This window comes from Corynebacterium humireducens NBRC 106098 = DSM 45392, from assembly GCF_000819445.1.
Classification (GTDB): Bacteria; Actinomycetota; Actinomycetes; order Mycobacteriales; family Mycobacteriaceae; genus Corynebacterium; species Corynebacterium humireducens.
In genome coordinates, this window is sequence record NZ_CP005286.1 from 1,215,681 (window position 1) to 1,242,439 (window position 26,759).

Annotated in this window: 23 protein-coding genes, 1 tRNA gene and 1 pseudogene; 14 read left to right on the forward strand and 11 right to left on the reverse strand. The window is 67.1% G+C overall.

Going from position 1 to position 26,759, the window contains the following annotated elements:
* Nucleotides 1-181: 181 nt before the first annotated feature.
* Nucleotides 182-255, reverse strand: a tRNA-Leu gene (locus tag B842_RS06095).
* 86 nt (nucleotides 256-341) lie between these two features.
* Between B842_RS06095 and polA the strand changes: the two genes are divergently transcribed.
* The gene (polA, locus tag B842_RS06100) at nucleotides 342-2,966 is read left to right on the forward strand and encodes a DNA polymerase I (RefSeq protein WP_040087385.1); all 2,625 of its coding nucleotides are present in this window, start codon (nucleotides 342-344) and stop codon (nucleotides 2,964-2,966) included.
* Between the two features lie 5 nt (nucleotides 2,967-2,971).
* Here polA and B842_RS06105 read toward each other — a convergent pair whose 3' ends face one another.
* Genes B842_RS06105 through B842_RS06115 form a run of 3 tightly spaced genes read right to left on the reverse strand, consistent with a single transcriptional unit; the run spans nucleotide 2,972 to nucleotide 4,780 of the window.
* Nucleotides 2,972-3,565: an HAD family hydrolase gene (locus tag B842_RS06105; RefSeq protein ID WP_052437785.1), complete on the reverse strand. Its 594-nt coding sequence runs from the start codon at nucleotides 3,563-3,565 to the stop codon at nucleotides 2,972-2,974.
* 25 nt (nucleotides 3,566-3,590) lie between these two features.
* On the reverse strand, nucleotides 3,591-3,989 hold the full coding sequence (locus tag B842_RS06110; protein ID WP_040085732.1) for a four-helix bundle copper-binding protein: 399 nt from the start codon (nucleotides 3,987-3,989) through the stop codon (nucleotides 3,591-3,593).
* A 41-nt stretch (nucleotides 3,990-4,030) separates the two neighbouring features.
* A complete protein-coding gene (locus B842_RS06115; RefSeq protein ID WP_040085733.1) occupies nucleotides 4,031-4,780 on the reverse strand; it encodes a class I SAM-dependent methyltransferase in 750 nt (249 codons plus the stop codon).
* Between the two features lie 192 nt (nucleotides 4,781-4,972).
* On the opposite strand from B842_RS06115, the gene rpsA reads away from it, so the two are divergent.
* The 3 genes from rpsA (at nucleotide 4,973) to coaE (ending at nucleotide 9,364) form a co-directional block, all read left to right on the forward strand.
* The gene (rpsA, locus tag B842_RS06120) at nucleotides 4,973-6,433 is read left to right on the forward strand and encodes a 30S ribosomal protein S1 (protein ID WP_040085734.1); all 1,461 of its coding nucleotides are present in this window, start codon (nucleotides 4,973-4,975) and stop codon (nucleotides 6,431-6,433) included.
* A 320-nt stretch (nucleotides 6,434-6,753) separates the two neighbouring features.
* Nucleotides 6,754-8,757 (forward strand): glucose PTS transporter subunit IIA, encoded by a 2,004-nt coding sequence (locus B842_RS06125; protein WP_040085735.1) that lies wholly within the window; start codon nucleotides 6,754-6,756, stop codon nucleotides 8,755-8,757.
* A gap of 10 nt (nucleotides 8,758-8,767) precedes the next feature.
* The gene (gene coaE / locus B842_RS06130) at nucleotides 8,768-9,364 is read left to right on the forward strand and encodes a dephospho-CoA kinase (RefSeq protein ID WP_040085736.1); all 597 of its coding nucleotides are present in this window, start codon (nucleotides 8,768-8,770) and stop codon (nucleotides 9,362-9,364) included.
* On the opposite strand, the gene B842_RS13155 is transcribed toward coaE, so the two are convergent.
* On the reverse strand, nucleotides 9,351-10,178 hold the full coding sequence (locus tag B842_RS13155; protein ID WP_052437786.1) for a YdcF family protein: 828 nt from the start codon (nucleotides 10,176-10,178) through the stop codon (nucleotides 9,351-9,353). The genes coaE and B842_RS13155 overlap by 14 nt on opposite strands.
* Before the next feature lie 20 nt (nucleotides 10,179-10,198).
* Between B842_RS13155 and B842_RS06140 the strand changes: the two genes are divergently transcribed.
* Both B842_RS06140 and B842_RS06145 read left to right on the forward strand, forming a co-directional pair.
* Nucleotides 10,199-10,561 carry a DUF4259 domain-containing protein gene (locus B842_RS06140; RefSeq protein WP_040085737.1) on the forward strand — a complete coding sequence of 121 codons (363 nt, stop codon included), beginning with the start codon at nucleotides 10,199-10,201 and terminating at the stop codon, nucleotides 10,559-10,561.
* A 44-nt stretch (nucleotides 10,562-10,605) separates the two neighbouring features.
* The gene (locus tag B842_RS06145; protein ID WP_040085738.1) at nucleotides 10,606-11,091 is read left to right on the forward strand and encodes a heme-binding beta-barrel domain-containing protein; all 486 of its coding nucleotides are present in this window, start codon (nucleotides 10,606-10,608) and stop codon (nucleotides 11,089-11,091) included.
* Here the strand turns inward: B842_RS06145 and B842_RS06150 are convergent.
* Nucleotides 11,088-11,681 carry a hypothetical protein gene (locus tag B842_RS06150; RefSeq protein ID WP_040085739.1) on the reverse strand — a complete coding sequence of 198 codons (594 nt, stop codon included), beginning with the start codon at nucleotides 11,679-11,681 and terminating at the stop codon, nucleotides 11,088-11,090. The two genes, B842_RS06145 and B842_RS06150, sit on opposite strands and share 4 nt — an antisense overlap.
* 199 nt (nucleotides 11,682-11,880) lie before the next feature.
* On the opposite strand from B842_RS06150, the gene B842_RS06155 reads away from it, so the two are divergent.
* Complete coding sequence (locus tag B842_RS06155) at nucleotides 11,881-13,014, forward strand: LppP/LprE family lipoprotein (RefSeq protein ID WP_169744854.1); 1,134 nt, start codon at nucleotides 11,881-11,883, stop codon at nucleotides 13,012-13,014.
* Nucleotides 13,015-13,184: 170 nt separating this feature from the next.
* Nucleotides 13,185-13,676, forward strand: coding sequence for a Gmad2 immunoglobulin-like domain-containing protein (locus B842_RS06160; RefSeq protein WP_040085741.1), 492 nt, complete (start codon nucleotides 13,185-13,187; stop codon nucleotides 13,674-13,676).
* Between the two features lie 103 nt (nucleotides 13,677-13,779).
* On the opposite strand, the pseudogene B842_RS06165 reads toward B842_RS06160, so the two are convergent.
* From B842_RS06165 to B842_RS06180, 4 genes and pseudogenes are all read right to left on the reverse strand, one after another.
* Nucleotides 13,780-15,600 (reverse strand): annotated as a pseudogene (locus tag B842_RS06165) (heavy metal translocating P-type ATPase); the annotation flags it as partial.
* A 159-nt stretch (nucleotides 15,601-15,759) separates the two neighbouring features.
* Nucleotides 15,760-15,996, reverse strand: a complete 237-nt coding sequence (locus B842_RS06170) for a heavy-metal-associated domain-containing protein (RefSeq protein WP_040085742.1) — start codon at nucleotides 15,994-15,996, stop codon at nucleotides 15,760-15,762.
* 115 nt (nucleotides 15,997-16,111) lie between these two features.
* The gene (locus B842_RS06175; protein ID WP_156119457.1) at nucleotides 16,112-16,852 is read right to left on the reverse strand and encodes a Crp/Fnr family transcriptional regulator; all 741 of its coding nucleotides are present in this window, start codon (nucleotides 16,850-16,852) and stop codon (nucleotides 16,112-16,114) included.
* 10 nt (nucleotides 16,853-16,862) lie between these two features.
* Nucleotides 16,863-18,989, reverse strand: a complete 2,127-nt coding sequence (locus B842_RS06180) for a copper-translocating P-type ATPase (RefSeq protein WP_052437787.1) — start codon at nucleotides 18,987-18,989, stop codon at nucleotides 16,863-16,865.
* 173 nt (nucleotides 18,990-19,162) lie between these two features.
* Here B842_RS06180 and B842_RS06185 point away from each other — a divergent pair, with 173 nt between their 5' ends.
* The 6 genes from B842_RS06185 to B842_RS06210 all read left to right on the forward strand — a co-directional run bounded on the left by B842_RS06185 (nucleotide 19,163) and on the right by B842_RS06210 (nucleotide 24,303).
* Entirely contained in the window at nucleotides 19,163-19,738 is a 576-nt protein-coding gene (locus B842_RS06185; RefSeq protein WP_040087391.1) for a CueP family metal-binding protein, read from the forward strand.
* A gap of 30 nt (nucleotides 19,739-19,768) precedes the next feature.
* Nucleotides 19,769-20,344, forward strand: a complete 576-nt coding sequence (locus B842_RS06190; protein WP_040085744.1) for a YdhK family protein — start codon at nucleotides 19,769-19,771, stop codon at nucleotides 20,342-20,344.
* 51 nt (nucleotides 20,345-20,395) lie between these two features.
* Nucleotides 20,396-20,800: a hypothetical protein gene (locus tag B842_RS06195; protein ID WP_156119459.1), complete on the forward strand. Its 405-nt coding sequence runs from the start codon at nucleotides 20,396-20,398 to the stop codon at nucleotides 20,798-20,800.
* Nucleotides 20,801-21,235: 435 nt separating this feature from the next.
* The gene (uvrB, locus tag B842_RS06200; RefSeq protein WP_040085746.1) at nucleotides 21,236-23,332 is read left to right on the forward strand and encodes an excinuclease ABC subunit UvrB; all 2,097 of its coding nucleotides are present in this window, start codon (nucleotides 21,236-21,238) and stop codon (nucleotides 23,330-23,332) included.
* Between the two features lie 9 nt (nucleotides 23,333-23,341).
* Complete coding sequence (locus B842_RS06205) at nucleotides 23,342-23,797, forward strand: universal stress protein (RefSeq protein ID WP_040085747.1); 456 nt, start codon at nucleotides 23,342-23,344, stop codon at nucleotides 23,795-23,797.
* A 65-nt stretch (nucleotides 23,798-23,862) separates the two neighbouring features.
* On the forward strand, nucleotides 23,863-24,303 hold the full coding sequence (locus tag B842_RS06210; RefSeq protein WP_040085748.1) for a universal stress protein: 441 nt from the start codon (nucleotides 23,863-23,865) through the stop codon (nucleotides 24,301-24,303).
* A gap of 169 nt (nucleotides 24,304-24,472) precedes the next feature.
* Here the strand turns inward: B842_RS06210 and B842_RS06215 are convergent, their stop codons facing one another.
* Entirely contained in the window at nucleotides 24,473-26,716 is a 2,244-nt protein-coding gene (locus tag B842_RS06215) for a HelD family protein (RefSeq protein WP_174520250.1), read from the reverse strand.
* Between the last annotated feature and the right edge of the window lie 43 nt (nucleotides 26,717-26,759).

Here is a 26,759-nt window from a genome sequence, read left to right on the forward strand (position 1 = left end):
CCCGACGGGGGAGCAGCCCCACACTAGGTTTCCGAGGTAGCCGAACCCTTGCCAGCTGGTGAAATGGCGGTGAATCACCGTGCAAGGTTGCGTGACATGTGCCCCCGGCGCTGTCCATTCCGTGTGACACCCGGGCCCCGACCCGGCCCTCCGGGGCTCCGGCGTCACACCAAATGGTCTGTGCCCCCGGTGGGACTCGAACCCACACTGTGCGGGTTTTGAATCCGCTGCCTCTGCCAATTGGGCTACGAGGGCGTGTCCACACAGCTTAATCCACGCGTCCCCCGCCCGGGGAATCCCGCTGGCTACACTGGGACAGCGTGACTGAGAACAACCGCCTGCTGCTCATCGACGGCCACTCCATGGCGTTCCGTGCCTTCTACGCCCTGCCCGCCGAGAACTTCTCGACGACGGGTGGCCAGCACACCAACGCCGTGTACGGCTTCCTCTCCATGCTGGCGAACATTCTCGCCGAGGAACAGCCGGGACACGTCGCGGTCGCCTTCGACGTGGGCCGCAAGACCTTCCGCACCGAGATGTTCCCCGAGTACAAGGCCCAGCGCGAGGCCTCCCCGCCGGAGTTCAAGGGGCAGGTGGACATCCTCCAGGAGGTGCTGGAGACCCTCGGCATCCAGACCCTGAGCATGGAGAACTACGAGGCCGACGACATCCTCGCGACCCTCGCCACCGCGGCGGAGCCCCTCGGCTACGAGACGCTCATCATCACGGGCGACCGCGACTACCTCCAGCTGGTCAACGAGAACGTCACCGTGCTCTACCCGATGCGGGGCGTGTCCAACCTGCACCGCTTCACGCCGGAGGCCGTCGAGGAGAAGTACGGTCTCACCCCGCAGCAGTACCCGGACTTCGCGGCCCTGCGCGGCGACCCGTCCGACAACCTGCCCAACATCCCGGGCGTCGGCGAGAAGACCGCCACCAAGTGGATCCAGCAGTACGGCACCCTCGAGAACCTCCTGGACCATGCCGACGAGATCCGCGGCAAGGCCGGCGACAACCTCCGCGAGCGGCTCGACCAGGTCCGGCTGAACCGCAAGCTCACCCACATGCTCACCGACATGGAGCTGCCCGTCGGCCCCGACCAGCTGACGCTGCGCCCGGCGGACGTCGCCGCGGTCGCCGCGCGTTTCGACGACCTCCAGTTCGGCGCCAACCTCCGGGAGCGCGTGCTGGCAGCCGTCCCCACCGAGGGCACCGTCGAGGAGACCACCCGGGAGCTTGTCGACGTCACCGTGGACACCGCGCCCCTCGCGGAGTGGCTGCCCGCCCGCGCGGGGCAGGGGCTGGCGATGTACGTCGTCGGCGACGGTTCCCCGAACCAGGGTGACGTGTCGGCGGTGGCGATCATCGACACGGAGCGACACGCCGTGAGCGCGGAGATGGCGGACCTCTCCCCGGCGGACGAGAAGGCCCTGGCCACGTGGCTGGCGTCGGAGGACCCGAAGTACCTGCACGAGTCGAAGGCCGCGTTCCACATGTTCGCCGGCCGCGGCATGGCGCTGGAGGGCGTGGTCCACGACACCGCGATCGCCGCCTACCTCCTGCGTCCGGGGCAGCGCACCTACGAGCTCAAGGACATCTACCAGCGGCACCTGCAGAGGCAGCTCACGGAGCCGGAGGACCAGCTCTCCCTGCTGGGGGACACCTCCCTGGTCGACTCGGCGGCTGCGGTGCTGGAGCTCGCCGAGGAACTGACCGGGCAGCTGCAGGATATCTCCGCCTACGAGCTCTACCGCGACCTGGAGATCCCGCTGGCGCGGATCCTCGCCCGCATGGAGGCGACGGGCATCGCGGTGGACGTCGAGACGCTCGAGGAGCAGCTCGCCACCTTCATCGACCAGGTGAAGGAGGAGGAGGCCGCCGCCCGTGAGCTGGCCGGCGACCCGGATCTCAACCTCTCGAGCCCGAAGCAGCTGCAGGTCGTCCTCTTCGAGACCTTCGGCATGCCGAAGACGAAGAAGACGAAGACCGGCTACTCCACGGCTGCCTCCGAGATCGAGGGTCTGGCGGCGAAGAACCCGCACCCCTTCCTCGACCATCTGCTGGCGCACCGCGAGTTCCAGAAGATGAAGACCACGCTGGAGGGGCTGATCAAGACGGTGCAGCCGGACGGCCGCATCCACACCACGTTCAACCAGACGGTCGCCTCCACCGGCCGCCTCAGCTCCACCGAGCCGAACCTGCAGAACATCCCGGTGCGGACCCCGGCGGGCCGGAAGATCCGCTCCGCCTTCGTCGTGGGGGAGGGCTACGAGTGCCTGCTCACCGCCGACTACTCGCAGATCGAAATGCGCGTCATGGCGCACCTGTCCCAGGACCCCGGGCTCATCGACGCCTACCAGCAGGGCGAGGACCTGCACAACTACGTCGGTTCCCGCGTGTTCGAGGTGCCGATCGACCAGGTCACCCCGGAGCTGCGCCGCCGCGTGAAGGCCATGTCCTACGGCCTGGTCTACGGTCTGTCGGCCTTCGGTCTCGGCCAGCAGCTGAGCATCCCCGCCGGTGAGGCGAAGGGCATCATGGACAGCTACTTCGAGCGGTTCGGCGGCGTGAAGCGCTACCTCGCGGAGGTGGTCGAGCAGGCCCGCAAGGACGGCTACACGTCCACGCTCTTCGGGCGTCGTCGCTACCTGCCGGAGCTCAACTCCGACAACCGTGTTGCCCGGGAGAACGCCGAGCGTGCGGCCCTCAACGCGCCGATCCAGGGTACGGCGGCGGACATCATCAAGGTCGCGATGATTCGCGTCGACCGCGCGTTCGCCGAGGCCGGCGTCACCTCCCGCGTCCTCCTCCAGGTCCACGATGAACTCGTGGTGGAGGTCGCCCCGGGGGAGCTGGACGAGGTCCGCGCGATCCTCGAGCGCGAGATGGACTCCGCTATCACGCTGCGCGTCCCCCTGGAGGTCTCCGCCGGGGCCGGGGCGAACTGGGACGAGGCCGCGCACTAGGGGTATCAGGGGAGCAGGTGGGTGAGGTCCGGGATGACCTCCCAGCCCGCCAGCTGCTCAGGGGAGTGGGAGGTGGCCACCGCGATGACGCGGCAGCCGGCGCGCCGTCCGGCCTCGAGCCCCGCCGGAGCGTCCTCCACGACGATGCACTCGGCGGGGTGGGCGCCCAGACGTTCGGCAGCGAGCAGATATCCGGCGGGATCGGGTTTGCCCGCCTCGACGTCCTCCGCCGTGACCAGCACCTCCGGCACCGGGAGCCCTGAGGCCCGCAGTCGGGCGCTCATGAGTTCCCGGCCCCCGGAGGTCACCGCCGCCCACCGGTCGCGGGGCAGCGCTGCGAGCAGCTCGGCGGCCCCGGGCAGGGCCACGACCGAGTCGAGGTCGGCCATCTCCAGGGCGAGCAGCCGGTGGTAGGCGGCGTCGACAAGCTCGGGGGCGATGACATCGGCGAGGGTGTCCTTCGCGCGGCGGCCGTGGTTGACCTGCAGGATGGCCTCGGCGTCGAGGTCATTCTCCGCCGCCCAGGTGCGCCACGCGCGTTCCACGGCCGGGGTGGAGTCCACGAGCGTGCCGTCGATGTCGAAGAGCCAGTACGTCATGACCCCGCATAGTGGGCGCGCAGGCTCACAGCACCTCCAAGAGAGCGGCGCAGGCCTGCTCGCAGCGTCGGCACGCCTCGGCGCACACGCGGCAGTGCTCGTGGTGGTCGGCGTGGGACTCGCACTCCGCTGCACAGGCGGCGCAGGTGACGCGGCAGGCCTCGAGCTGGGCACGCAGGATCTCCGTGGGCGTGCCGGGGCGGGACAGCAGCGCGGCGGTCGCGGTGCAGACGTCGGCGCAGGCGAGGTCGGTGCGGATGCACTCCCGCAGCTCGGCGACCGAGTCCTCGGCGAGACAGGCGTCGGCGCACAGGGTGCAGGACTCCAGGCACTCGAGGCAGGCCTCGATGGCGGCGATGAACTTCTGCTTGTCGACGCCCCCGGCGTCCGGGTGCGTGTCAAACATGGCGGATACGGTGGACATGGCATATTCCTTCACTTATGGGTGGTGTGGTGTCCGCCACACTACCGTTTCTCGGCCACGAAGATCGCCGTGCCGGGGAAGATCCGGCCACGCTCCGGGGACCACTGTCCCCAGGTCTGGGTGAGGTGCTCCGGCCACTCGGGTTCCAGCAGGTCGGTGAGGTGGAAGCCGGCCGCGTGCAGGGCGCGCACCCAGTCGCCGAGGGTGCGGTGGAACTCGGCGTAGATGATGGTGCCGTCGTCGGCGGTCTCGGTGTACTCCCGCTCGAAGTAGCTGATCTCCGCCCCGAAGGCCGTCGGGTCGTCGGGGAAGATCCACCGCATGGGGTGGTTGACGGAGAACACCAGGCGACCGCCGGGGCGGAGGACCCGGGCGACGTCGACAAGCACCGATGTGACGTCGGGCACGAAGGGGAGCGCGCCGAAGGCGGAGAACGCGACGTCGAAGGAGGCGTCGCGGTAGGGGAGCGCCTGCGCGTCGGCGCGGACGAGCGGGACCGTGCCGTCCGCGTGGGAGAGCATGCCGCGGGAGAGGTCGAAGCCGGTGACGAAGCCGACGCCGTCGGCCTGGAGCCAGGACGCGCAGGGGGCCGAGCCGCAGCCGATCTCCAGGACGGAGGCGTTGGTGACGTCGCCGAGGAGGCGGGCCTCGGATTCGGCGAGCATCTCCGGGCACCAGTGGAATCCGTCGAGGTAGGAGGCGTGGCGCTCGTGGTAGTCGGCAGCGTCAAGGTCCCACCAGAACCGGTTGGCGGAGGCGGCCTGTGAGGCGGTTGTTTCTGGTGTGGTCACGGCGTGATTTTCCTTCCGGGGGCATTTGCCCTTGGCGTGGCTGGGTACTAGTGTGTTATGGGCGTGTCTGTGTCTTGTGGTGCGGTGGGCTGTAATAGGAGGGTCCGCGCATGCGCGGGGTGAGATCGGATTTCCGAGAGACACGTTCCTGTCCACTTTCTATCTCCTATCCAACCCGGAGCAACTGAACACATGCCCAACACCACTACCCCTCAGGTTGCCGTCAACGACATCGGCTCCGCTGAGGACTTCCTCGCAGCAGTCGACGCCACGATCAAGTACTTCAACGACGGCGACATCGTCGAAGGCACCGTCGTCAAGGTCGACCGCGACGAGGTTCTTCTCGACATCGGATACAAGACCGAGGGCGTCATCCCGTCCCGCGAGCTGTCCATCAAGCACGATGTCGACCCGGACGAGGTCGTCGAGGTCGGCGACGAGATCGACGCACTGGTCCTCACCAAGGAGGACAAGGAGGGTCGCCTGATCCTCTCCAAGAAGCGCGCACAGTACGAGCGCGCCTGGGGCGCCATCGAGGAGCTGCAGGAGAAGGACGAGCCGGTCACCGGTACCGTCATCGAGGTCGTCAAGGGCGGCCTCATCCTGGACATCGGCCTCCGTGGCTTCCTGCCGGCCTCCCTCGTCGAGATGCGTCGCGTCCGTGACCTGGATCCGTACATCGGCCAGGAGCTCGAGGCCAAGATCATCGAGCTGGACAAGCACCGCAACAACGTGGTCCTGTCCCGCCGCGCATGGCTCGAGCAGACCCAGTCCGAGGTCCGCTCCGAGTTCCTGCACCAGCTGCAGAAGGGCCAGGTCCGCAAGGGCGTCGTCTCCTCCATCGTCAACTTCGGCGCCTTCGTCGATCTCGGCGGTGTCGACGGCCTGGTTCACGTCTCCGAGCTGTCCTGGAAGCACATCGACCACCCGTCCGAGGTCGTCACCGTCGGTGACGAGGTCACCGTCGAGGTTCTCGACGTCGATCTCGACCGCGAGCGCGTCTCCCTGTCGCTGAAGGCGACCCAGGAGGACCCGTGGCGCGTCTTCGCCCGCACCCACGCTGTGGGCCAGATCGTCCCGGGCAAGGTCACCAAGCTGGTTCCGTTCGGCGCGTTCGTCCGCGTCGAGGAGGGCATCGAGGGCCTGGTCCACATCTCCGAGCTGGCTCAGCGCCACGTCGAGGTCCCGGACCAGGTTGTCACCGTCGGCCAGGAGGCCATGGTCAAGGTCATCGACATCGACCTCGAGCGTCGTCGTATCTCCCTGTCCCTCAAGCAGGCTGACGAGGACTACACCGAGGAGTTCGACCCGTCGAAGTACGGCATGGCCGACTCCTACGACGAGCAGGGCAACTACATCTTCCCGGAGGGCTTCGACCCGGAGACCAACGAGTGGCTCGAGGGCTTCGACGAGCAGCGTCAGGCCTGGGAGGCCCGCTACGCCGAGGCAGACCGTCGCCACCAGCTGCACACCGCTCAGATCGAGCGTCACCGTGCCGCTGCCGCCGAGGCCGCCGAGCAGGCTGCCACCAACTACTCCTCCGAGTCCGAGGATGCAGCTCCGGCATCCTCCGAGTCCGTCGAGGATCACGGTGGTTCCCTGGCTTCCGACGAGCAGCTCGCTGCTCTGCGCGAGAAGCTGGCCGGCAACTAGCAGTTCCGCCGCCTGAAAGAAAGGCCCTGCCCCTCCGGGGGCGGGGCTTTTGTGCGTTGTGTGGAGCTCGCCGCGCGGTGTGGACAGGCCACACGGGGCCGCTGCCAGCGCTTTTGCTTCTTCCTGTGGCCGAGGGCACATTGACCCTTGTGGACCTGCCCATTTCCGGCATATGATGGGCACAATGCCAACACTCCGGTAAAAACCGGACATGAAGTCACAGTGATGGTCGTGGCAACGACCTTCACGGGGTGATACCGGGCGCATCGGAGCGGGCGGCAGCCGAGTAGCTCTGAAACTATTCCGAAAGGACCGCGTCCATGGCGTCCAAGACCGTGACAACGGCGCAACACATCATCCAGGAGATCGGCGGGGCGGAGAACATCACCTCGCTGACCCACTGCGCAACCCGACTCCGAATGCAGCTCCACGACCAGTCCCTGGTCAACCAGGAGGCCCTGGAATCCGACCCGGCGGTGCTCGGTGTCGTCAAGCAGGGCACCAACGGCCTCCAGGTCATCATGGGCGGCGGTGTCGCCGATTTCTACCAGGCCATGCTCAAGGAGCCGGGCGTGCCCGGCACGGGCGAGAAGGCGGCGTCGACAAGCAAGGACTACGGCGGAGTGCGCGGCAAGTACTCCTGGGTCGACTACGCGTTCGAGTTCCTGTCCGACACCTTCCGACCGATTCTGTGGGCGCTGCTGGGCGCCTCCCTCATCATCACCCTGCTCGTCCTCGCCGACACCTTCGGGCTGCAGGACTTCCGCGCCCCGCTGGACGAGCAGCCGGACACCTACGTGTTCATGCACGCGATGTGGCGTTCGGTGTTCTACTTCCTGCCGATCATGGTCGGCGCGACGGCCGCCCGGAAGCTCGGCGCCAACGAGTGGGTCGGCGCCGCCATCCCCGCCGCGCTGCTCACCCCGGAGTTCCTGGCGATGGGTAGCGCGGGTGACACCGCGACGGTGTTCGGCCTCCCGATGGTCCTCAACGACTATGCCGGCCAGGTCTTCCCACCGCTCATCGCCGCGATCGGCCTGTTCTGGGTGGAGAAGCTGCTGAAGAAGATCATCCCCTCCGCGGTGCACATGGTCTTCGTGCCCTTCTTCTCCCTGCTCATCATGATCCCGGCCACGGCCTTCCTGCTCGGCCCCTTCGGCATCGGCGTGGGTAACGGCATCTCCCACATGCTCGAGGCCGTGAACAACTTCTCGCCGTTCATCCTCTCCATCGTCATCCCGCTGCTCTACCCGTTCCTCGTGCCGCTGGGTCTGCACTGGCCGCTCAACGCCATCATGATCCAGAACATCAACTCCCTCGGCTACGACTTCATCCAGGGCCCCATGGGTGCGTGGAACTTCGCCTGCTTCGGCGTGGTCACCGGCGTCATGATCGTCTCCCTCAAGGAGCACAACAAGGCCATGCGCCAGGTCTCCCTCGGTGGCATGATGGCCGGCCTGCTGGGCGGCATCTCCGAGCCGAGCCTCTACGGTGTGCTCCTGCGCTTCAAGAAGACCTACATGCGCCTCCTGCCGGGCTGTTTCGTCGGCGGCGTGGTCATGGGCATCTTCAACATCAAGGCCTACGCCTTCGTGTTCACCTCCCTGCTCACCATCCCGGCGATGGACCCGTGGCTGGGCTACGTCATGGGTATTGCCGCGGCGTTCTTCACCTCCATGTTCCTGGTCATCTTCTTCGACTACCGCGGTAAGGAGGAGAAGGCCGAGGCCCTGGCCCAGATCGAGGCGGAGCGTGCCGCCGCCTCCGAGGCTGAGGAGGAGCGTATCGACGCCGCCGTGCTCCCCGCCGCCCCTGCCGCTGCCGCTCCTGCAGCCGGCGTCGCGACCCTGACCCGCGCCGAGGTCACCGAGATCACCGCCCCGCTCGAGGGCCGAGTGGTGGCCCTCTCCGAGGTCCCGGACCCCGCCTTCGCAGGCGGCGCCCTGGGCAACGGCGTAGCCATCGAACCCTCCGGCGACACCGTCTTCGCCCCGGCGGACGCCAAGGTGCTCACCGTCCAGAAGTCCGGCCACGCGGTCGGCCTGCGCCTGGAGGGTGGCGTCGACCTGCTCATCCACATCGGCATCGACACCGTGCAGATGGGTGGCGAGGGCTTCGAGGTGCTCGTCGAGAAGAAGCAGGAGGTGAAGGCGGGCACGCCGCTCATCCGCTTCGACCGCGAGAAGATCGCCGCGGCCGGTTACCCGGCCATCACCCCGGTGCTCGTCTCCAACACCCGCAAGTTCGGCTCCGTGGAGGGCCATCCGGGTGCCGGACAGGGCGAGGCGATCATCACCGTCACCCCGAAGGAGGAACAGGCCTAGTATCGGGTCCATGAAGATCATCGGACTCACCGGCGGGATCGGCAGCGGCAAGACCTCCGTTGCCGATCTTCTGCGTTCCCACGGCCTGCCCGTCATCGACGCCGACCAGATTGCCCGCGACATCGTCGAACCCGGCCAGCCCACCCTCCGCGAGCTCGCCGACGCCTTCGGCGCCGACATCATCCGCGAGGACGGCAGCCTCGACCGCCCCGAACTGGCCCGTCGCGCCTTCGCCGACAAGGCCGGCACGCAGCTGCTCAACTCCATCACCCACCCGCGGATCATGGCGCGCCGCGACGAGCTTTTCGACGCCGCCCGCGCCGCCGGCGAACCCGCCGTCATCTACGACATGCCGCTGCTGGTGGAGAAGGGCCAGCACAAGGACATGGACCTGACGGTGGTGGTGCACGTGGACGTGGACACCCGCGTCGACAGGCTGGTGACAGGCCGGGGTCTGGACGAGGCTGACGTGCGGCGTCGCATCGCCGCGCAGACGACGGACGCGGCGCGGATGGCGGTGGCTGACGTCATCATCGACAACAACGGCCCCCGCGAGGAGCTCGAGGCGCAGGTCCAGGCCCTCGCCGACCGGATCAGGCTGCTCTGAGGCAGGTTCCCGGGGCCAGGAACCACTGGACGGCGTCCCGGTAGGTCCACAACTTTCCGGGCATCGCCGTCGGCGGATCATTCGGGGAGCCCACGCCGGCCACCTGCGGGCCGAAGGCGAGGGTGAAGTCCACGACCGCCCGCGGCAGATGGTTCTCCGAGGTCACGACGATGACGGCCTCGGCGGCGGGCAGCAGACGGTGGGTGAGGCAGGCACTGTCGACGGTGGACCGGGACTCATCCTCCACCAGCAGGGGGTTGGTGAGCCCGTTCGCCAGCAGCCAGTCGCGCATCGCGTGGGCCTCCGTACCGCCGGGACCGGTGGGGCCGCCGGTGACCACGACGGTCGCCAGGGGGCGGGCGTCGGCCAGCTCCCGGGCCGCCCGGAGGCGGTGGAGGAGATTGTCCCGCATGCTGCCGTCATCATTGAGACGTTCCCCGAGGACGATGATCGGCGCGGTGGGCGGGAGAGTGTCCGGGGCGGCGACGGGGGAGTGCAGGGCCGCCAGTGCCCAGGAGACCTGGGCGTGGCGCCCGGGGTCGAGTGCCGCGAGGGCGGCGTCACGGGCCGCCGCGTTGTCCTCGTAGTCGGCGGAGAAGACGGCCGCGGCGAGCAGGTCCTCCTGCGGGGCCGGGGACAGCCCGCGGCCCACCAGATCCGGATGCAGCGCGTAGACGCCGAAACCGGGGACGTCGACGGTGATCCGCGCCGCCGAAACGGAGGACAGGGAGGAGCTCACCGCCTGGGCCGGGGTCGGCGTGAGCAGCGCCAGCAGGAGTGCGCCGAGCAGGGCACGGGGGACGTCGATACGCATGGGGACTAGAGTAGGTCCCCATGGGAACCTGGAACACCGGACCGTACGACAACGACGACGCCGCGGAGCTGCTCGAAGACATCCGTGAGGGCCACATCTACTTCGACGAACTGCTGCCCGACGTCGGACACCGCTACATCGAGGCCGACCAGGGCGCGATGATCATCGCCATGGCGCACCTCGCCGCCGGCGACGTCCCCGCGGGCATCGACGACACCGTCCTCGCACCGCTGCGCACCCCGCAGACCCGCGAGCGACTGCGTCAGTGCCTCGAGGCCGTGCTTTCCGACGGCGCCGTGTCCGAACTCGCCGAGCAGTGGGCCGAGAACGGGCAGGAGGAACTGCTGGAGTGGAAGGCGAAGTCCCACATCCAGCTCGTCTGAGTTTTCCTGAACGCTCGGTCGGGATCTGGCCTAGTATCGTCACCATGACACTTCACCCGCTTGTGCAGCCCTACGAGTCCATCGCCGGTCAGTGGAGCGGCCTCGGCCACGGCCACTACCCGACGATCGAGAGCTTCGACTACACCGAGACCCTCACCTTCACCGCGCTCCCGGGCAAGCCCTTCATGCGCTACGAGCAGCAGACGGCCAGCCCCAACGGCCAGCCGATGCACACCGAGGTCGGCTTCCTCCGTTTCGTCGCCGAGGGCCGCGTCGAGTTCGTCATCTCCCAGCCCACCGGCCAGACCGAACTGCTCGAGGGCACCATTGAGGAGCAGGAGGACGGTACCCTGCGCCTCCACTTCGGCAGCTCCCAGGTGGTCAACTCCACCACCGCGAAGACCGTCGACGCCACCACCCGCACCTACACCTTCAACGCCCTGCGTTCCTCGGTGACCACCGTGTTCCACATGGCGGCCGTCGACCAGCCGATGCAGGAGCACCTGGCCAGCGACCTGTCGAAGTTCTAGCCGAGGTCCACGCCGTTGGTGCTGACGGCGAAGCTGTAGAAGTCGATGGCACACATCACCCTCACCTCACCCTCTGCGATGGCACAACTGACCGGCCCCTCCACGAGTCGGTTAGCCGGCTCGAGCACCGCGGTCTGCTCACGGGGGACGAAGATCCGGTTGACGTGGTGGGTCGTGGCCGGCTCGCCCTCGCGGACAGAGACCGCATTGATGTCACCCTCGCCGTCGTAGGTGCACATGGCCACCGTTTCGGTGTCCGAGTACATCTCGCAGTAGGTGCCGTCCGGGCCCTGGAACTGCAGGCCGGACTGCTTCGGGAAGATCAGCGCGGAAGCATAAGGGGCTGGGTCGGTCTCGGGGACGGCGGCGATCAGCTCGACGAAACGGCTGCCGGGGATGCCGATGTAGGAGGGTTCTCCGGTGGGCGTCTCCCTGATCGTGGTCGTGGTCTCCGTGTCGGTGGCGGTGTCCGTGGTTGTGGCCGTTGTGGTCGGGGTTGGGGTGCCCTCCGTGGACTCGTCGTAGGTGCAGCCGCTCAGGACCACCAGTCCGGCGACCGCAATAGGGAGGATGCGGATCCAGGGTTTCATGGTTGTAGCGTATCCACCCATCCGTGTCCCGCGTCACAATTCTCTGCCACTGATGCCAATCCGGTAGCCGCAACATCACGGACCAATTACCATCCGGTCACATCTGCATATCGGCAGTTCTGGAGTGTTCACAAACTTAACTCCGGACACGATGTGTGAAGTAAGTTGCATTGCCATCTACCCATCGAAGGAGCCCCCGATGAGACTGCGTAGACTGTTGCCGGTGGGCTTCGCCGCGGCCCTCACACTGGGACTGGCTTCCTGTTCCTCCAGCGACACCAGCGGCACCGTCCTCTCCATCACGAGCAGCACAGCAGGGGAAACCGACACCGAAACCGGAACACCTGATCCGCATCCCGGCCCCGCCACCACCTTCGAGATCAACGAGACACCGGTCACCTGTGAGAACCAGACCATGGACCTGATGTCCACCGCCTTCGGCGCCTGGCTCGGCTCCCAGATCGTCCCCACCGACCAACCCGGCACCTCCTACTACTTCACGGTCAAGGACAACCAATTCAACCCCTGCGCCGAACTCAGCTGGGTGACACTCGAAGGACCCAACGGCAACCCCAACCGCGACCCCGGCAACGGCACCAACTTCGTCGACACCATCGTCTTCTTCAACGGCGAAGACCTGATCCGCGACCCCGCACCCCTCCAATTCCAGGACGTCACCTCCGTCGAGCGTATCGACGCCAACCGGCTCACCCTCACCTACCGCGGCGACTGGGAACACTCCGTCACCTACAGCTTCACCGACGGTCAACTCCACGGCGAGGAACAGCTCCCCACTGAGCAGAGCGAGAACATCCGACTCGACCTCCATCGCGCCGGGCCGTCGGCCACCGGGGCACCGCGCCCTTTCGGCAACGCCAACTACCGGCCCTGGGATCACGAGAAGTCGGTGGGCCGGCAGTACTCGCTGATGATGGGTGGGGAGATGATCACCTGCGACTTCGCCAACTTCAACGGCGTGCAGGTGGTCTGCTACTCCGAGACCTCCCTGCCCTGGCCCCTGATGCCGAGGGATCCGCAGTCCAAGGCGCAGGACATGGCCAACATCGCCTTCCTCAACTTCCAGGCTGACGGCAACATCACCACCGACGCCGGCACCTTCTCCAAGCCGGGTACGAAATTCGAGATGCTGCCGGACGATTCCGTCACCCGCATCGCCGACATCTTCATCGACACCCGCAGCGAGGTTGTCAAGATCCACGACGCCAACCTCGCCTACCTTCTCGGCGTCGGTGTCGCCGAACCCGTCGAGGTCCCCAGCTTCCAGCTCGACACCTCACGCCACCCCACGGATCTCGCGCCCTGGGAGGAATAGGGGAGCAGCCTCAAAGGTATTGACCAGCATCCGGTGCTGTGTGATGGTGGTCTCAGATGCTTCTCCACTGATAGTCCCCACCGTTGCTGTGGGAGAGGTGGGAGCGACACCGTGCCTCAGCACAGCACCGGGTCCTTCCTCGACCACGCAGTGTCCTGAGAGGAATAACCATGAGCATTCATGTCCAGCAGCCGCAGCCCTATGACATCGTCGGCAACACCATCCAGATCGCAGGGGTTGCCGGCGGCGCATTTGAAGCCACCTACAACTACGTCATCACTGAGGGACACGACGAGGTCACCGGGCATTTCATGGCCGGTGACGGTATTGGAGGCCACGGCCAGTTCCAGATCTCGGTGGATGTCTCCGGCGCCGCGTTCACCCATGTCGTGGCTTATGTGGAGGTTTTCCACACCTCGCCCAAGGACGGCGAACCCCGCGATCGCGTCGTGGTCCCGGTCATCCTGGGGGCGCGGATCGCGCCCGGCTACACCACCTACCTCGAACATGTGGTGAAGAGCGGGGAGACCTTGTGGCGGATCGCGCAGCAGCACTACGGCAACGGCAATCTCTACCACCGGCTGATAGCGGCGAATCCCTCGATCACCAACCCCAACCTGATCCGCCCCGGTGATCTGATCCGGGTGCCGCGCGCAGATTAAGCAGAGGAAAACCCCGCCGGGGTGGTCTCTGACCACCGGCGAGGCAGGCTTCCCAGGTTTTCTTTTGTCGGGTCAGCGCCTCCTCCACAGGTTCCGTGGCAACTGCAGCAGCCCGGTCCTCGCGGAGCGTCGGGCGCAGCAGGAGCATGGCGATGGCGATGACCAGCAGCACCGAGGCCTCGTGGACGAGCATGCCGATCGACATGGTCACCCCGCCCAGCAGCACGCCGGCGAACAGGACGGCGACGGTGGCCAGGGCGATGGCGATGTTGAGCCGCATGGTGCGTACCGTGCGCTGGGCCAGGCGCAGCGCGTAGGGCAGGCGGGGGAGTCGGTCGGCCATGAGCGCGATGTCGGCGGTCTCGATGGCAGCGGGGGAACCGGCGGCACCCATGGCCACCCCGATGTCGGCCGTGGCCAGGGCGGGGGTGTCGTTGACGCCGTCGCCGATCATGGCCACGGTGCGCCCCTGCGCCTGCAGTTCCTTGACCAGGGTGAGCTTGTCCTCGGGAAGCATCTCCGCGTGCACCTCGTCGACTCCGAGCTCGGCGGCGACGTTGCGGGCGACGCGTTCGGCGTCACCGGTGGCCATGACGACCTCCACACCTTGAGCGTGCAGTGCGGCGATGGCGGCGGGGGCGTCGTCACGGATGGTGTCGGCGACGGCGACCAGTCCGATGGCGCGGCCGTCGATGCCGACGTACATGGCGGTCCGGCCCTGCTCGTTGAGCTGGAGCAGACGGGTGTTGTCGGGGGTGTGGTCGAGGAGGTCGGCGGAGCCGACGGCGACGGTGTGTCCGTCGACGGTGGCGATGATGCCCTTGCCGGTGACGGGTTCGGCGTGGTCGATCATCTCCACGGCCAGGCCCTCGTCGGTGGCGCCGCGGATGATGGCCTCGGCCAGGGGGTGTTCGGAGGCGGTCTCGGCGCGCGCCGCCAGGGTCAGCACATCAGCGCGGGTGTAGGCGGGGTCGAGGACCTCGACGTCGGTGAGCTCAGGGCGTCCCAGGGTCAGGGTGCCGGTCTTATCCACGACCACGGTGTCCACCTTCGCGGAGGTCTCCAGGTACTCGCCGCCCTTGATCAGGACACCGTCCTTCGCGGCGCGGCCGATGCCGGCGACGATGGAGACCGGGATGGAGATCACCAGGGCGCCGGGGCAGGCGATGACCAGCAGGGTCAGGGCGAGCTCCACATTCCAGGTGATCAGGCCGATAGCGAGGGCGGCGACCATGACGCCGGGGGTGTACCAGCGGGAGAACTTCTCCAGGAAGGTCTGGGTCCGGGCCTTGTCATCCTGGGCGTCCTCCACACGGTGGATGATCTTGGCCAGGGTGGAATCGGAGCCGATGCCCACGGCCTCGACCTGCAGCACGCCGCTGCGCAGCCAGGTGCCGGCGAAGACCTCGGAGCCCTCGGCCTTCTCCGCAGGCACGGATTCGCCGGTGATGGTGGCCTCGTCGACTCCGCCGCGGCCGGTGATGACGCGGCCGTCGACAGGCACCTGTTCGCCGTTGCGGACCAGGACGGTGTCACCCGGGACCAGTTCCCAGATCTCGACGGTCTCCGGCTGGCCGTCGCGCAGAACGGTGGCGGTCTCCGGGGCGGAGTCAACGAGATCGGACAGTGCCTTGCGGGTGCGGTTCATCGTCGCCCGCTCCAGGGCCTTACCCAGGGCGAAGAGGAAGGTCACGGCGGCTGATTCCCAGTAGTTGTTGATGAACAGCGCGCCGACGGCGGCGACGATGACCAGCAGGTCAATCGAGATCATCTTGATGCGCAGTGCCTGGATCGCTGAGACGGCGATCTGCCAGCCCGCGACCACGGCGGCCGCGATCATCAGCAGGTCTGAGCCGGTGATCCAGGACAGGACTATCAGCAGGCCTGAGACGGTTACGACGCCCCAGGTTCTCCAGTTCTTCATGGTGGTTTCCTTTTCTCCGGTGGTTTTATTCTGGTGTCATCTTTTAAGTTATGGCTGTTCGGGAGAAACTTCCTTGACGCGCATCAAATAGCCGAAACCTGCCCTGAAGTGCAGAAACCCCGCCAGCACGAGGCGGGCGGGGTTAGGAGTGTGGTGGGGTCAGATCGCCGAGGGCTTGGCGGTGTAGCCGACATCAGCGACTGCGGCGACAAGATCGCGCACGCTGACCTTCTCGGGGTCATGGGCGACCAGGATACGGCCGGAGGAGAACTTCACTTCTGCGGACTCCACGCCGTCCAGGCCACCGAGTTTGTTCTCGATCTTGGCCACACACGACGGGCAGCTGAACTCGTCGGAGCGCAGGGTGGTGTTCTTCAGCTGGGTGGGGGTGGTCATCTCAATCATTCCTTATCTTCTCGGTGTTCCTTGCTTGCACCTTTGACTTTAAGGTCAGCGCGCACCGAGTTCCTTGACGTGGATCAAAGAACGGAAAAACTGCCTTCACCAGGTGTTATTCTTCCCCGATCAGCGTGTCGAGGGCGTCTGGGTCCGCGATGGCCACCCATTCCCGGCCGGAGTCGATGATCCCGGACTTCTTCATCTTCGACATGGCCCGGGATGCGGACTCCAGCGTCGTGCCGGCCATGCCCGCGATGTCATCGCGGCGCAGCCGGACCTGCAGCAGGCTGGAACCGTCCGCCTGCAGCTGCCCGAGTTTGCCGTTGAGCCGGCGCAGCACCTTGGCCACCCGCTGCTCGACGGTCTTCGTCGCCTGCGCGATATCGCGTTCCCGGGACTGGGCGAGCCGGTCCTGCTGCATCCGGATGATCGCCAGGGCGAGCTTCGGGTGCTTCTCGACGACCTCCGCCAGGGCCTCGGCGGGCAGGTGCAGCGCGCAGGTCGTCTCCATCGCCCAGGCGGAGTCGACGGCCTCGGAGGCGCGAATGTCCAGGGGGCCGATGACATCACCCGGGGCGGCAATGTCCACGGTGATCTCCTTGCCGTCGATGGTGTCCCGGGTGACGCGGACCCGGCCGGAGACCACGAGATAACTGCCCGTCACCTCCTCGCCGGCGAGGAATACCGGATCCCCCTCCGCCCACGACCACGCGGTGAGGTGTCCATCCAGGTCCAGGTGCTCCTCGGGACCCAGGTCCCGGGTGAGCGGGGAGCGGGACATGGCGGTCAGGCGCACATCCAGCGAGCAGGAGTGGGGACGGGCGCAGCTGGGACGGACAGGGTTGGTGGACATGCCCCCGATGCTAGGTCAGGTGGGACGGGTCCAGGTCGATCCGGCGCAGCAGCTGGGCGTTGAGGGCGACCACGATCGTCGACAGGGACATCAGTACCGCGGCCGCGGCGGGAGGGAGGACGAACCCGATGGGGGCGAGGACACCGGCGGCCAGCGGCACAGCGAGGATGTTGTAGCCGGAGGCCCAGATCAGGTTCTGGACCATCTTGCGGTAACTGGCCCGGGACAGGGTGATCATCGACAGCACCGCCCTGGGGTCATCACCGGCCAGCACCACCCCGGCCGATTCCATGGCGACATCAGTGCCCGCTCCGATGGCGATGCCGACCTCGGCCCGGGCCAGGGCCGGGGCATCGTTGACACCGTCGCCGACCATGGCCACCGTCAGTCCGCGGGACTGCAGGTCCGTGACCTGGGTGTCCTTGTCCTGCGGCAGGACCTCGGCGAAGACCTCGTCGATGCCCAGATCCGCACCGACCGCTTGGGCGACCTGGCTCGCGTCACCGGTGATCATCGCGACCTTGATGCCGCGGTCCTGCAGGGCGCGGACAGCGGCGCGGGATTCGGGGCGGATCTTGTCCTCGACAGCCACGGCGCCGATGATCTGGCCGTCGCGCACCACGTGGAGGACACCGGCTCCCCGGCGCGCCCAAGAATCGGTCTGTTCCTCGATCACCCCGGGGTTGGTCAGGTCGAATTCGCGGAGCATGTTCGGTCCGCCGACGATGATGTCGGAGCCTTCCACCCGGGCGCGCACACCCCGGCCGGAGGCGGCGCGGAAGTCGGTGCCGCGCACCTGCCGGCCGGCGGCCTCCGGATGTGCGGCAGCGGCGGCCACAATCGCCCGGGCCACGGGATGTTCGCTGTCGACCTCCGCGGCGGCCGCCAGCGACAGCAGTTCCCCGGCCGACACCCCGGGCACCGGGGCGATGTCGGTGACGGCGTGTGCGCCCTCGGTCAAGGTGCCGGTCTTGTCGAAGAGCACCACATCGATGGTGCGCATCCGCTCAAGCGCCATCCGGTCCTTGATCAGCACCCCGGATTTCGCGGCCCGTTCGGTGGAGATGGCGATGACCAGGGGGATCGCCAGACCCAGGGCGTGCGGGCAGGCGATGACCAGCACGGTGACGGTGCGTATCACTGCGTCGTCGGGGCTGCCGATCACGGACCAGATGATGGCGGTGAGGATGCCGGCGCCCAGCGCGAACCAGAACAGCCACGCCGCGGCCCGGTCTGCCAGGGCCTGGGCCCGGGAGGAGGATTCTTGGGCGTCGGCGACCATGCGCTGGATCCCGGCCAGGGCGGTGTCCCCGCCGGTGGCTTCGACGCGCACGCGGACGGTGTTGTCGGTGGCCACCGTTCCGGCCACCACCTTGTCCCCGGACTGGCGCAGGACGGGTCGGGATTCCCCGGTGATCATCGCCTCATCGAATTCGGCCGCACCATCGACGATGGTCCCGTCGGCCGGCACCCGGGCTCCTGCCCGCACCAGTGCAACATCCCCGACCACCAACTCGGCGACGGGCACGGTACGGGTGGTGTCCCCCTCCACCTTCTCCGCCTCATCCGGGAGGAGGGCAGCCAGTGCGTCCAGAGCAGAGGAGGCGGAGCCGAGGGCACGCATCTCCAGCCAGTGACCCAGCAGCATGATGGTCACCAGCAGCGCCAGCTCCCACCAGAAGTCCAGGTGGAACCCGCCGATTCCCAGGGTGGTGATCCAGGAGGCGACAAACGCCACGGTGATGGCCATGGCGATCAGCAGCATCATCCCCGGTTGGCGGGATTTCAGTTCTGTCCATCCACCCTTGAGGAAGGGGACGCCACCGTAGAAGAAGATGACGGTGCCCAGCACCGGGGCGATCCAGGTGGATCCGGGGAACACCGGAAGCTGGTAACCGAGCAGATCGGCGACCATGGGACTGAAGATGACGACGGGCACTGACAGCAGCAGCGACCACCAGAAGCGACTGCGGAACATCGCCACGCTGTGGCCGGCGTGCTCGCCGTGGCCGTGAACGTGGTGGTCATCGTGGTGACCTGTCTCATCCAGCGCGGAGTGGGGATGAGGATCCGGCATCGCCTGGCCGTGGGTGTCGGCGTTGGCGTGGTGGCCATCGGGATGTGCGGGGGTGCTCATGACGCTCCTTGTATTCGTCCTGGCCCGGGGGTGTGACTAGGGAACCCGGTCAGGAATCGGGGACGTTCAGCCGTGTTTCTATCCTCCACCCTATACCCCATTGGGGTATGATTCGGGCCGATGGCCAGTTCGGGTGCCCCGGCATGGTCCTGTCACGACCCGAGGAGATTGACGTGAAACGAGTAACGATCGTGCTCGCCGCCCTTGCCCTCACCCTGGCCGGGTGCTCGGCAACCGAGTCCGGCCCCACGGCCACCACGCCGGCCAGTCAGGAGCAGTTCCTGGACGCTCACGGCCTGGTAGCGGGGGAGGCGCGGGAGATCATTGACCACCTCGACCGGCAGCAGGTCGCCGAGCGTCCCACGGACCTGATCGCATCGGTGCGCCCCGACGAGCTGGTGCTCTCGGACGACAAGCAGGAAGTGATCCTCCAGCTGCCCGAGGGCCTGAGTTATGTGTCGATTGCCCCTTACGCCACCCAGACCCATGACTGCTTCTACCACAGCCTGACCACCTGCCTGGGCGAGCTCGGCAACGAGGACATCCAGGTCACCATCACCGATGAGGCGACCGGCCAGGTGCTGGTCGAGGAGGAGGCGACTACCTTCGACAACGGCTTCATCGGCTTCTGGCTGCCCGCCGACGCCACCGGCACAATCGAGGTCACCCATCAGGGGCGCACCGGTACCACCGATTTTTCCACCACCGCCGACGGTGCCACCTGCATCACGGACCTGCGCCTGACCTGACTTCCATTTCCGCCGACATAAGGATCCGACATGAAACGCGTCATTGCCCTCACTGCCCTCACCCTGACCTCCGCCCTGGCACTGAGCGCCTGCGGGGAGGCAGATAATGCAGACCCCACCGAAACCACGGTCACCACCGCGGCGACCTCCGCTGACGAAGATCACGGCGCGCACGACCATCCGGCCGACGGCGGGGCGCCGCCAGCGGGAATTGAACAGGCCGCGGACCCCACGTACCCGGCGGGCACCGAGGTCCTCCTCACTGCCGACCACATGCCCGGCATGGAAGGGGCCGAGGCCACGATCTCCGGCGCCTTCGACACCACGACCTACTCGGTCAGCTACACCCCCACCAACGGAGGCGCCCCGGTCACTGACCACCGCTGGGTGGTCCATGAGGAACTCCTCGACCCGGGTCAGGCTCCGCTGCCCGACGGAGCGGAGGTCGTCCTGGACGCCGAGCACATGTCCGGCATGAAGGGTGCCCAGGCCACCATCGACTACTCCACCGATGAGACGGTCTACATGGTTGACCTCATCGTCGACGGGATGGCCATGACCAACCACAAGTGGGTCACCGAAAGCGAGATTCAGCCCCTGCCGTAGCTCCCGGGCAACCCGGTGAGGGGAGAGGGGTGCCGTGGCAAGATGGCGAGCATGACCGGCTACTTCACCGTTTTCCCGCTGATGTTCGTGATCACGTTTGTGCTGATCATCTCGGTGTTCATCTTCAACCTGCGCACCCAGATCCGGCACCGCCGTGACTCGGAGCAGAGCAGGCAGAATGAGCTTCTCGACGCCCGCGCCGACGCCGACCGCTGGATCTCCCGACTGAGCAACGAGATCCTCCACATCACCCCGGCAGATGAGCAGGTGAAGAAGCTGGTGGGGCAGGCCTCTGAGCGGCATGCTAATGCCCTCAGCCAGGCCGGGTCCGCGAGCACCGTCGGCCAGGCGAAACTCGCGCGCGACGTGGCAGTTGAGGGGTTGTACTACATGCGGGAGGCCCGCAAGCACATGGGCGAGCTGGAGGGGCCGCCGCTGCCGGAGCTGGGAAGTTGAGCCGGGTCCGCATACCCTGCTCCCCACATTCGGGTGATTGATAAACTCCTCCCACCCCGTAGCTTCAATATGTGACGCAGCTTACATACTTCGTCTTCCATGGTGATTTACGGCGAAAGGAAGCACGATGAAGTTGACAATCAGAACTGGAGTGGCAGTCGCCTTCGCATCTGTGATGGCGCTGGGCGGGGCACCGGCGGTGACCGCAGCAGATTTCAGCAACGTGGTCGGGTGCGTCGGCAGGGACGGGATCTGGAAGTGCAGCGATAAACGCGGCAACACGTGGTACACCGATGACCCGAGCTGGCGTCCCCGTTCGATTGAGCCCTGAGCTTCCTCAGAGCGGATCCGGCCCATCGTCGCCTTGAGAACAAGGCGACGGTGGGCTTTTTAGCTCCATCGACCCCCACCCCCAACCGGCGTATCCTTGGGGGCATGGCTTTTGCTGCTGAACACCCTGTTCTGTCCCATTCCGAGCACCGACCCGTCGGCGAGATCGAGCGTTCGGACGGCAAGTTCGAGGTCATCTCCGACTATGAGCCCGCGGGCGATCAGCCGCAGGCGATCAAGGAACTCGATGAAAGGCTCAGCAGGGGTGAGCGCGATGTCGTGCTGCTCGGTGCGACGGGTACGGGTAAATCGGCGACGGCGGCGTGGCTGATCGAGAAGCAGCAGCGTCCGACGCTGGTCATGGCACCGAACAAGACGCTGGCGGCGCAGCTGGCGAACGAGTTGCGGCAGCTGCTGCCGAACAACGCGGTCGAGTACTTCGTCAGCTACTACGACTACTACCAGCCGGAGGCGTACATCGCGCAGACGGACACCTACATCGAGAAGGACTCCTCGATCAACGAGGACGTGGAGCGTCTGCGGCACTCGGCGACGTCGTCGCTGCTCTCGCGTCGCGACGTCGTGGTGGTCTCCTCCGTGTCCTGCATCTACGGCCTGGGCACGCCGCAGTCCTACCTCGACCGCTCCGTCGTCCTGGCCGTGGGGGAGGAGGTCGAACGTGACCGCTTCCTGCGGCTGCTGGTGGACATCCAGTACGACCGCAACGACATCGCGTTCCAGCGCGGCACCTTCCGCGTGAAGGGCGACACCGTCGACATCATCCCGGCGTACGAGGAGCTGGCGGTGCGCGTCGAGTTCTTCGGCGACGAGATCGACGCCCTCTACTACATCCACCCGCTCACGGGTGACGTCATCCGGCAGGTCGAGGAGGTCCGCATCTTCCCGGCCACGCACTACGTCGCCGGACCGGAACGCATGGAGAAGGCCGTCGCGGACATCAGGGAGGAACTCGCCGAGCGGCTCGCCGACCTGGAGAACCGCGGCAAGCTGCTCGAGGCGCAGCGGCTGCGCATGCGCACCGAGTACGACCTGGAGATGATCGAGCAGGTCGGGTTCTGCTCGGGCATCGAGAACTACTCGCGGCACATCGACGGCCGCGGGCCCGGCACGGCACCGGCGACGCTCATCGACTACTTCCCCGAGGACTTCCTCACCATCATCGACGAGTCGCACGTGACCGTGCCGCAGATCGGCGGCATGTTCGAGGGCGACATGTCCCGCAAGCGCAACCTGGTGGAGTTCGGTTTCCGTCTCCCATCCGCGCTGGACAACCGGCCCCTGACCTGGGAGGAGTTCGAAGACCGCGTCGGCCAGACCGTGTACCTCTCCGCGACGCCGGGCAACTACGAGATGGCCGCCGCCGGCGGCGAGTTCGTCGAGCAGGTCATCCGCCCGACCGGCCTGGTCGACCCGCAGGTCAGCGTCCGGCCGACCCAGGGGCAGATCGACGACCTCATCCACGAGATCCGCGAACGCACCGCCAAGAATGAGCGCGTCCTGGTGACCACCCTGACCAAGAAGATGGCCGAGGACCTCACCGACTACCTCCTCGAGAACGGCGTGCGCGTCCGCTACCTCCATTCGGACATCGACACCCTGCAGCGCGTCGAACTGCTCCGCCAGCTGCGTCTCGGCGAGTTCGACGTGCTGGTCGGCATCAACCTCCTCCGCGAGGGTCTCGACCTGCCCGAGGTGTCCCTCGTGGCCATCCTCGACGCCGACAAGGAGGGCTTCCTGCGCTCCACGACGTCGCTCATCCAGACCATCGGCCGTGCCGCCCGCAACGTCTCCGGCGAGGTCATCATGTACGCCGACAAGATCACCGACTCGATGCAGCACGCCATCGAGGAGACCGAGCGGCGCCGCGAGAAGCAGATCGCCTACAACAAGGAGCACGGCATCGACCCGCAGCCCCTGCGCAAGAAGATCGCGGACATCCTCGACCAGGTCTACGAGACGGCGTGCACCGGGGACTCCGGGGAGGCGGGGGACGTGGCGGTCGTCGAGAAGCGGGATGTGGCGGACATGCCGGCGGAGCAGGTCCAGAAACTCATCGACGACCTCACCGCCCAGATGGGTGCCGCGGCGCGCGAGCTCAAGTTCGAGCTGGCCGGACGGCTGCGTGATGAGATCGCCGAGCTGCGGAAAGAGCTCCGCGGCATCAGGGACGTGGGCATGTAAAATGATCGTATGATCAATTACTCCACGATTGCCGTCGGCACCGACGGATCCGAGTCCTCCCTGGCCGCCGTCCGCGCCGCAGCCAGCCTCGCCCGCGTCTACGACGCCGAACTGATCATCATGGCCGCCTGGTACGCCACCTCCGGCTCCCTGCTCAACGCCCCGCACACCGACGTCTCCTCCCTCCCCATCGTGGAGGAGGAGGTCGCCGAAGAACACCTGCGCACCGCACAGGTCGTCGCAGAGGAGGAGGGTGCACCCCGGATCACGGCGCGGAAGATCGCGGGTGCGCCGGCCACCGCGCTCACCAAGGCGGTCGAGGAACTCGGGGTTGACCTGCTGGTTGTGGGCAACAAGGGGGTCAACACCCTCACCGGCCGTGTCTTCGGCAACATCCCCACCGAGGTAGTGCGCAACTCCACCGTCAATGTGATGATCGTGAATACCGCACAGCACCGGATTTAGCCGACAATCGTTGTTAAACTGGCGGACAACGATTAACTACCCCGAGGAAAGGTCCCGACAGGTCCATGAGCACTTACCAGAAGATCGTCGTCGGCACGGACGGCTCCAAGTCCTCCCTGCTGGCTGTTGAGCGCGCTGCCCGTATCGCCGCCGCCTTCGACGCGACCCTCATCATCGCCTCCGCCTACTACGAGGACAATGAGGAGGCGTCGAAGACCCTGCGCCAGGATTCCGTCACCATCCTCGGTGACGACACCGCCCAGCAGAACCTCGCCGCCGGTGAGGAGGCCGCCAAGGCCGCCGGCGCCACCAAGATCGAGAAGTCCGTCCGCCCGGGCACCCCGGTCGAGGCTCTCATGGGCATCGTCAACGAGCACGACGCTGACCTGCTCGTCGTCGGTAACCGTGGCATCAACTCCCTGACCGGCCGCCTGCTGGGCTCCGTCCCGGCCGACGTCGCCCGTCAGTCCGACTGCGACGTCATGATCGTCCACACCGTCGACTAATTGCTTATCGACGCCACGTAGTACCCCAGACGGCCCCGGAACCAGGTGGTTCCGGGGCCGCCTTGTTGTGTCACTGCTCTTACGTGCCCGTTGAGCGCTTTGGTGTTGATTGATCAGCCCCAAAGTGCTCAAAGCGGGCGGAAGAGCGCGGACATAATGCCGGGCCGAGCTACACCGGCCACTCGCCCACGACGGTGAGAGTCTGCGTCGCGCGTGTCACGGCGACGTAGAGGTCCTGCCAGCCCTGCGGCGAGGCCTCGACGATCGCGGAGGGTTCGAGGACGATGACGTGGTCGAACTCCAGGCCCTTGATCTCGGAGACGTTGGCTGCGGTGATGACCTGGGTGAGGCCGTCGTCACGCACCTCCGGCTTCGTGCCGGCGGGCAGCCAGGTGACCTCGTGGCCGGACTCGCGGATCGCGACCGCCGGCGTCGCCTCCGGGTCGATCACGGCGAGGACCTCGTTGGCCACCTCCATGATCTCCACCGGGGTGCGGTAGTTGACGGTCAGTTCGTGGTGGCGGAAGCGCGTGCCCACGTATGGTTCCAGCGTCGCGGCCCAGGTGTCCACGCCGGCGGGGGAGCCCGTCTGGGCGGTGTCGCCGACGAGGGTCATCCAGCGGGCGGGGCTGCGGCGGAACACCATGCGCCACTCCATGGGGGAGAGTTCCTGCGCCTCGTCGACGATGACGTGGCCGTAGGCCCACTGCAGGTCCTCGCGGGCGCGCTCGGCGGTGGAGCGGGAGTCGCGGATGATCTGACGCTGGGCGAGGGTCTTGGCGTCGATGACGTCGGTGGCGGCGAGGTGCTCGGCGTCGAAGATGTCGCCGAGGTCGTCGTCGTCGACGGAGCCGGAGGACTCGAGGATGTCGAGCAGGTCCTGGGCGTCCTCGATGTCGTCCTCGGTGGTGAGGGCGTCGTCGTCGAGGTCGGGGAGGCCGATGAGGACGGCCAGTTCGTCGAGAAGCGCGGCGTCGGTGGAGGCCCACGCGGAACCCTCCGGGCGCAGCAGGGCCCCGCGCGTCTCGTCGTCGTAGCCGGCGGCGGCGACGTCGATGGCATCGGCGGATTCGAGCAGGCCGCGGAGCACACCCTCGGGGGTGAGCTCCGGCCAGAACTCCTCGATGAGCTTCTCGACGCCCGGTTCCTCACTCAGATCATCATGGAGCTGGTCGATGTCCGCCCGGGAGAGCAGGTTGGCGCCGCCCAGCGGGTCGGCGCCGATGCGCTCGGCGAGCTGGTCCGCCAGCTGCCCGATGAGGTGCTCGGCGAAGACGGCGCGTGCCTCGTTGTGGGGGCGACGCGAACGGCGGGCGCGGGTGCGGGCGGCCTTGACCATGGGGGCGTCGACACGCAGACGGAGGGAGCCGTGGGGGAGTTCCACCGGGGTGTCGGGAAGCGACTGGTGGGCGAGGACCGCCTCCTTGAGGATGGTGACCATCTCCGCGGAGCCCTTGATCTCCCTGGTCAGCAGGGATTCCGGCGCGGTGCCGGAGACGCCGGGGTACATGTCGCCGATGGTGGACAGCACGACGCCGGTCTCGCCGAGCTCAGGGAGGACGCGGGAGATGTACTCGAGGAAGGTCGAGTTCGGGCCGACGATGAGCACACCGGTCTTCGACAGCTGCTCACGCGCGGTGTAGAGGAGGTACGCGACGCGGTGGAGGGCGACGGCCGTCTTACCGGTCCCCGGGCCGCCCTCGACGACCATGACGCCGCGGGTGGAGTCACGGATGATGAGGTCCTGCTCGCGCTGGATCGTCTCGACGATCGACTTCATGTGCCCCGTGCGCGCGGCCTGCATCGCCTGGAACAGCGCCGACTCACTGCCGACGCCCTCGCGTCCGCCGCCGGCCTCGGCGCCGGAGAGCCACTCGTCGTCGATGCCGGTGACCTCCCGGCCCTTCGTGCGGATGTGCCGGCGCAGGTGGACGCCCTCGGGTTGCGCGGTCGTCGCCAGGTAGAAGGGGCGGGCCATGGGGACCCGCCAGTCGAGGAGGAGCGTGCGGTAGCCCTCCTCGCGGACGTCGAGTCCCATGCGGCCGATGTAGCGGCGGTCGAGCTCCGGCTGCCCCGGGACGGGATTCTCCGGCCCGACGGCGGGGTCCTCGATGTCGATGCGGCCGAAGACCAGGCCCAGCTGGGCGAGGTTGAGACGGTCGAGCTTCGCGTTGAGGCCGTGGTACTCGGTCTCACGGCGGATGAGTGCGTCGGCGTCGGGGTTGGCGGGGTCGACCTCCAGCTGCACCTGGCGCAGGCGCTCGTTGGCGTGGGCGACCTCGGCGTCGAGACGCGCGAAAAGACCGTCGACGTAGTCCTGTTCTCGTGCGAGTTCCTGCTGGTCGTGCGTGACCGGGCCGGACAGACTGCTCACGTGGGCGTAACCTCCTGGAAAGAACGGACCATCCAGGATACCGCTTCACGGGGAAGACCCCGTCCGGAACCGTTCCGGACGG

Bases quoted from the DNA above. Each gene is read 5' to 3' on its own strand.
- uvrB (WP_040085746.1), top strand. From the start codon at position 21,236: ATGGCTTTTGCTGCTGAACACCCTGTTCTGTCCCATTCCGAGCACCGA.
- B842_RS06110 (WP_040085732.1), bottom strand. From the start codon at position 3,989: ATGTCCACCGTATCCGCCATGTTTGACACGCACCCGGACGCCGGGGGC.
- B842_RS06105 (WP_052437785.1), bottom strand. From the start codon at position 3,565: ATGACGTACTGGCTCTTCGACATCGACGGCACGCTCGTGGACTCCACC.
- B842_RS13155 (WP_052437786.1), bottom strand. From the start codon at position 10,178: ATGCGTATCGACGTCCCCCGTGCCCTGCTCGGCGCACTCCTGCTGGCG.
- B842_RS06140 (WP_040085737.1), top strand. From the start codon at position 10,199: ATGGGAACCTGGAACACCGGACCGTACGACAACGACGACGCCGCGGAG.
- B842_RS06125 (WP_040085735.1), top strand. From the start codon at position 6,754: ATGGCGTCCAAGACCGTGACAACGGCGCAACACATCATCCAGGAGATC.
- B842_RS06190 (WP_040085744.1), top strand. From the start codon at position 19,769: ATGAAACGCGTCATTGCCCTCACTGCCCTCACCCTGACCTCCGCCCTG.
- B842_RS06150 (WP_040085739.1), bottom strand. From the start codon at position 11,681: ATGAAACCCTGGATCCGCATCCTCCCTATTGCGGTCGCCGGACTGGTG.
- rpsA (WP_040085734.1), top strand. From the start codon at position 4,973: ATGCCCAACACCACTACCCCTCAGGTTGCCGTCAACGACATCGGCTCC.
- B842_RS06155 (WP_169744854.1), top strand. From the start codon at position 11,881: ATGAGACTGCGTAGACTGTTGCCGGTGGGCTTCGCCGCGGCCCTCACA.
- B842_RS06160 (WP_040085741.1), top strand. From the start codon at position 13,185: ATGAGCATTCATGTCCAGCAGCCGCAGCCCTATGACATCGTCGGCAAC.
- B842_RS06180 (WP_052437787.1), bottom strand. From the start codon at position 18,989: ATGAGCACCCCCGCACATCCCGATGGCCACCACGCCAACGCCGACACC.
- coaE (WP_040085736.1), top strand. From the start codon at position 8,768: ATGAAGATCATCGGACTCACCGGCGGGATCGGCAGCGGCAAGACCTCC.
- B842_RS06175 (WP_156119457.1), bottom strand. From the start codon at position 16,852: ATGTCCACCAACCCTGTCCGTCCCAGCTGCGCCCGTCCCCACTCCTGC.
- B842_RS06170 (WP_040085742.1), bottom strand. From the start codon at position 15,996: ATGACCACCCCCACCCAGCTGAAGAACACCACCCTGCGCTCCGACGAG.
- B842_RS06210 (WP_040085748.1), top strand. From the start codon at position 23,863: ATGAGCACTTACCAGAAGATCGTCGTCGGCACGGACGGCTCCAAGTCC.
- B842_RS06205 (WP_040085747.1), top strand. From the start codon at position 23,342: ATGATCAATTACTCCACGATTGCCGTCGGCACCGACGGATCCGAGTCC.
- B842_RS06195 (WP_156119459.1), top strand. From the start codon at position 20,396: ATGACCGGCTACTTCACCGTTTTCCCGCTGATGTTCGTGATCACGTTT.
- B842_RS06145 (WP_040085738.1), top strand. From the start codon at position 10,606: ATGACACTTCACCCGCTTGTGCAGCCCTACGAGTCCATCGCCGGTCAG.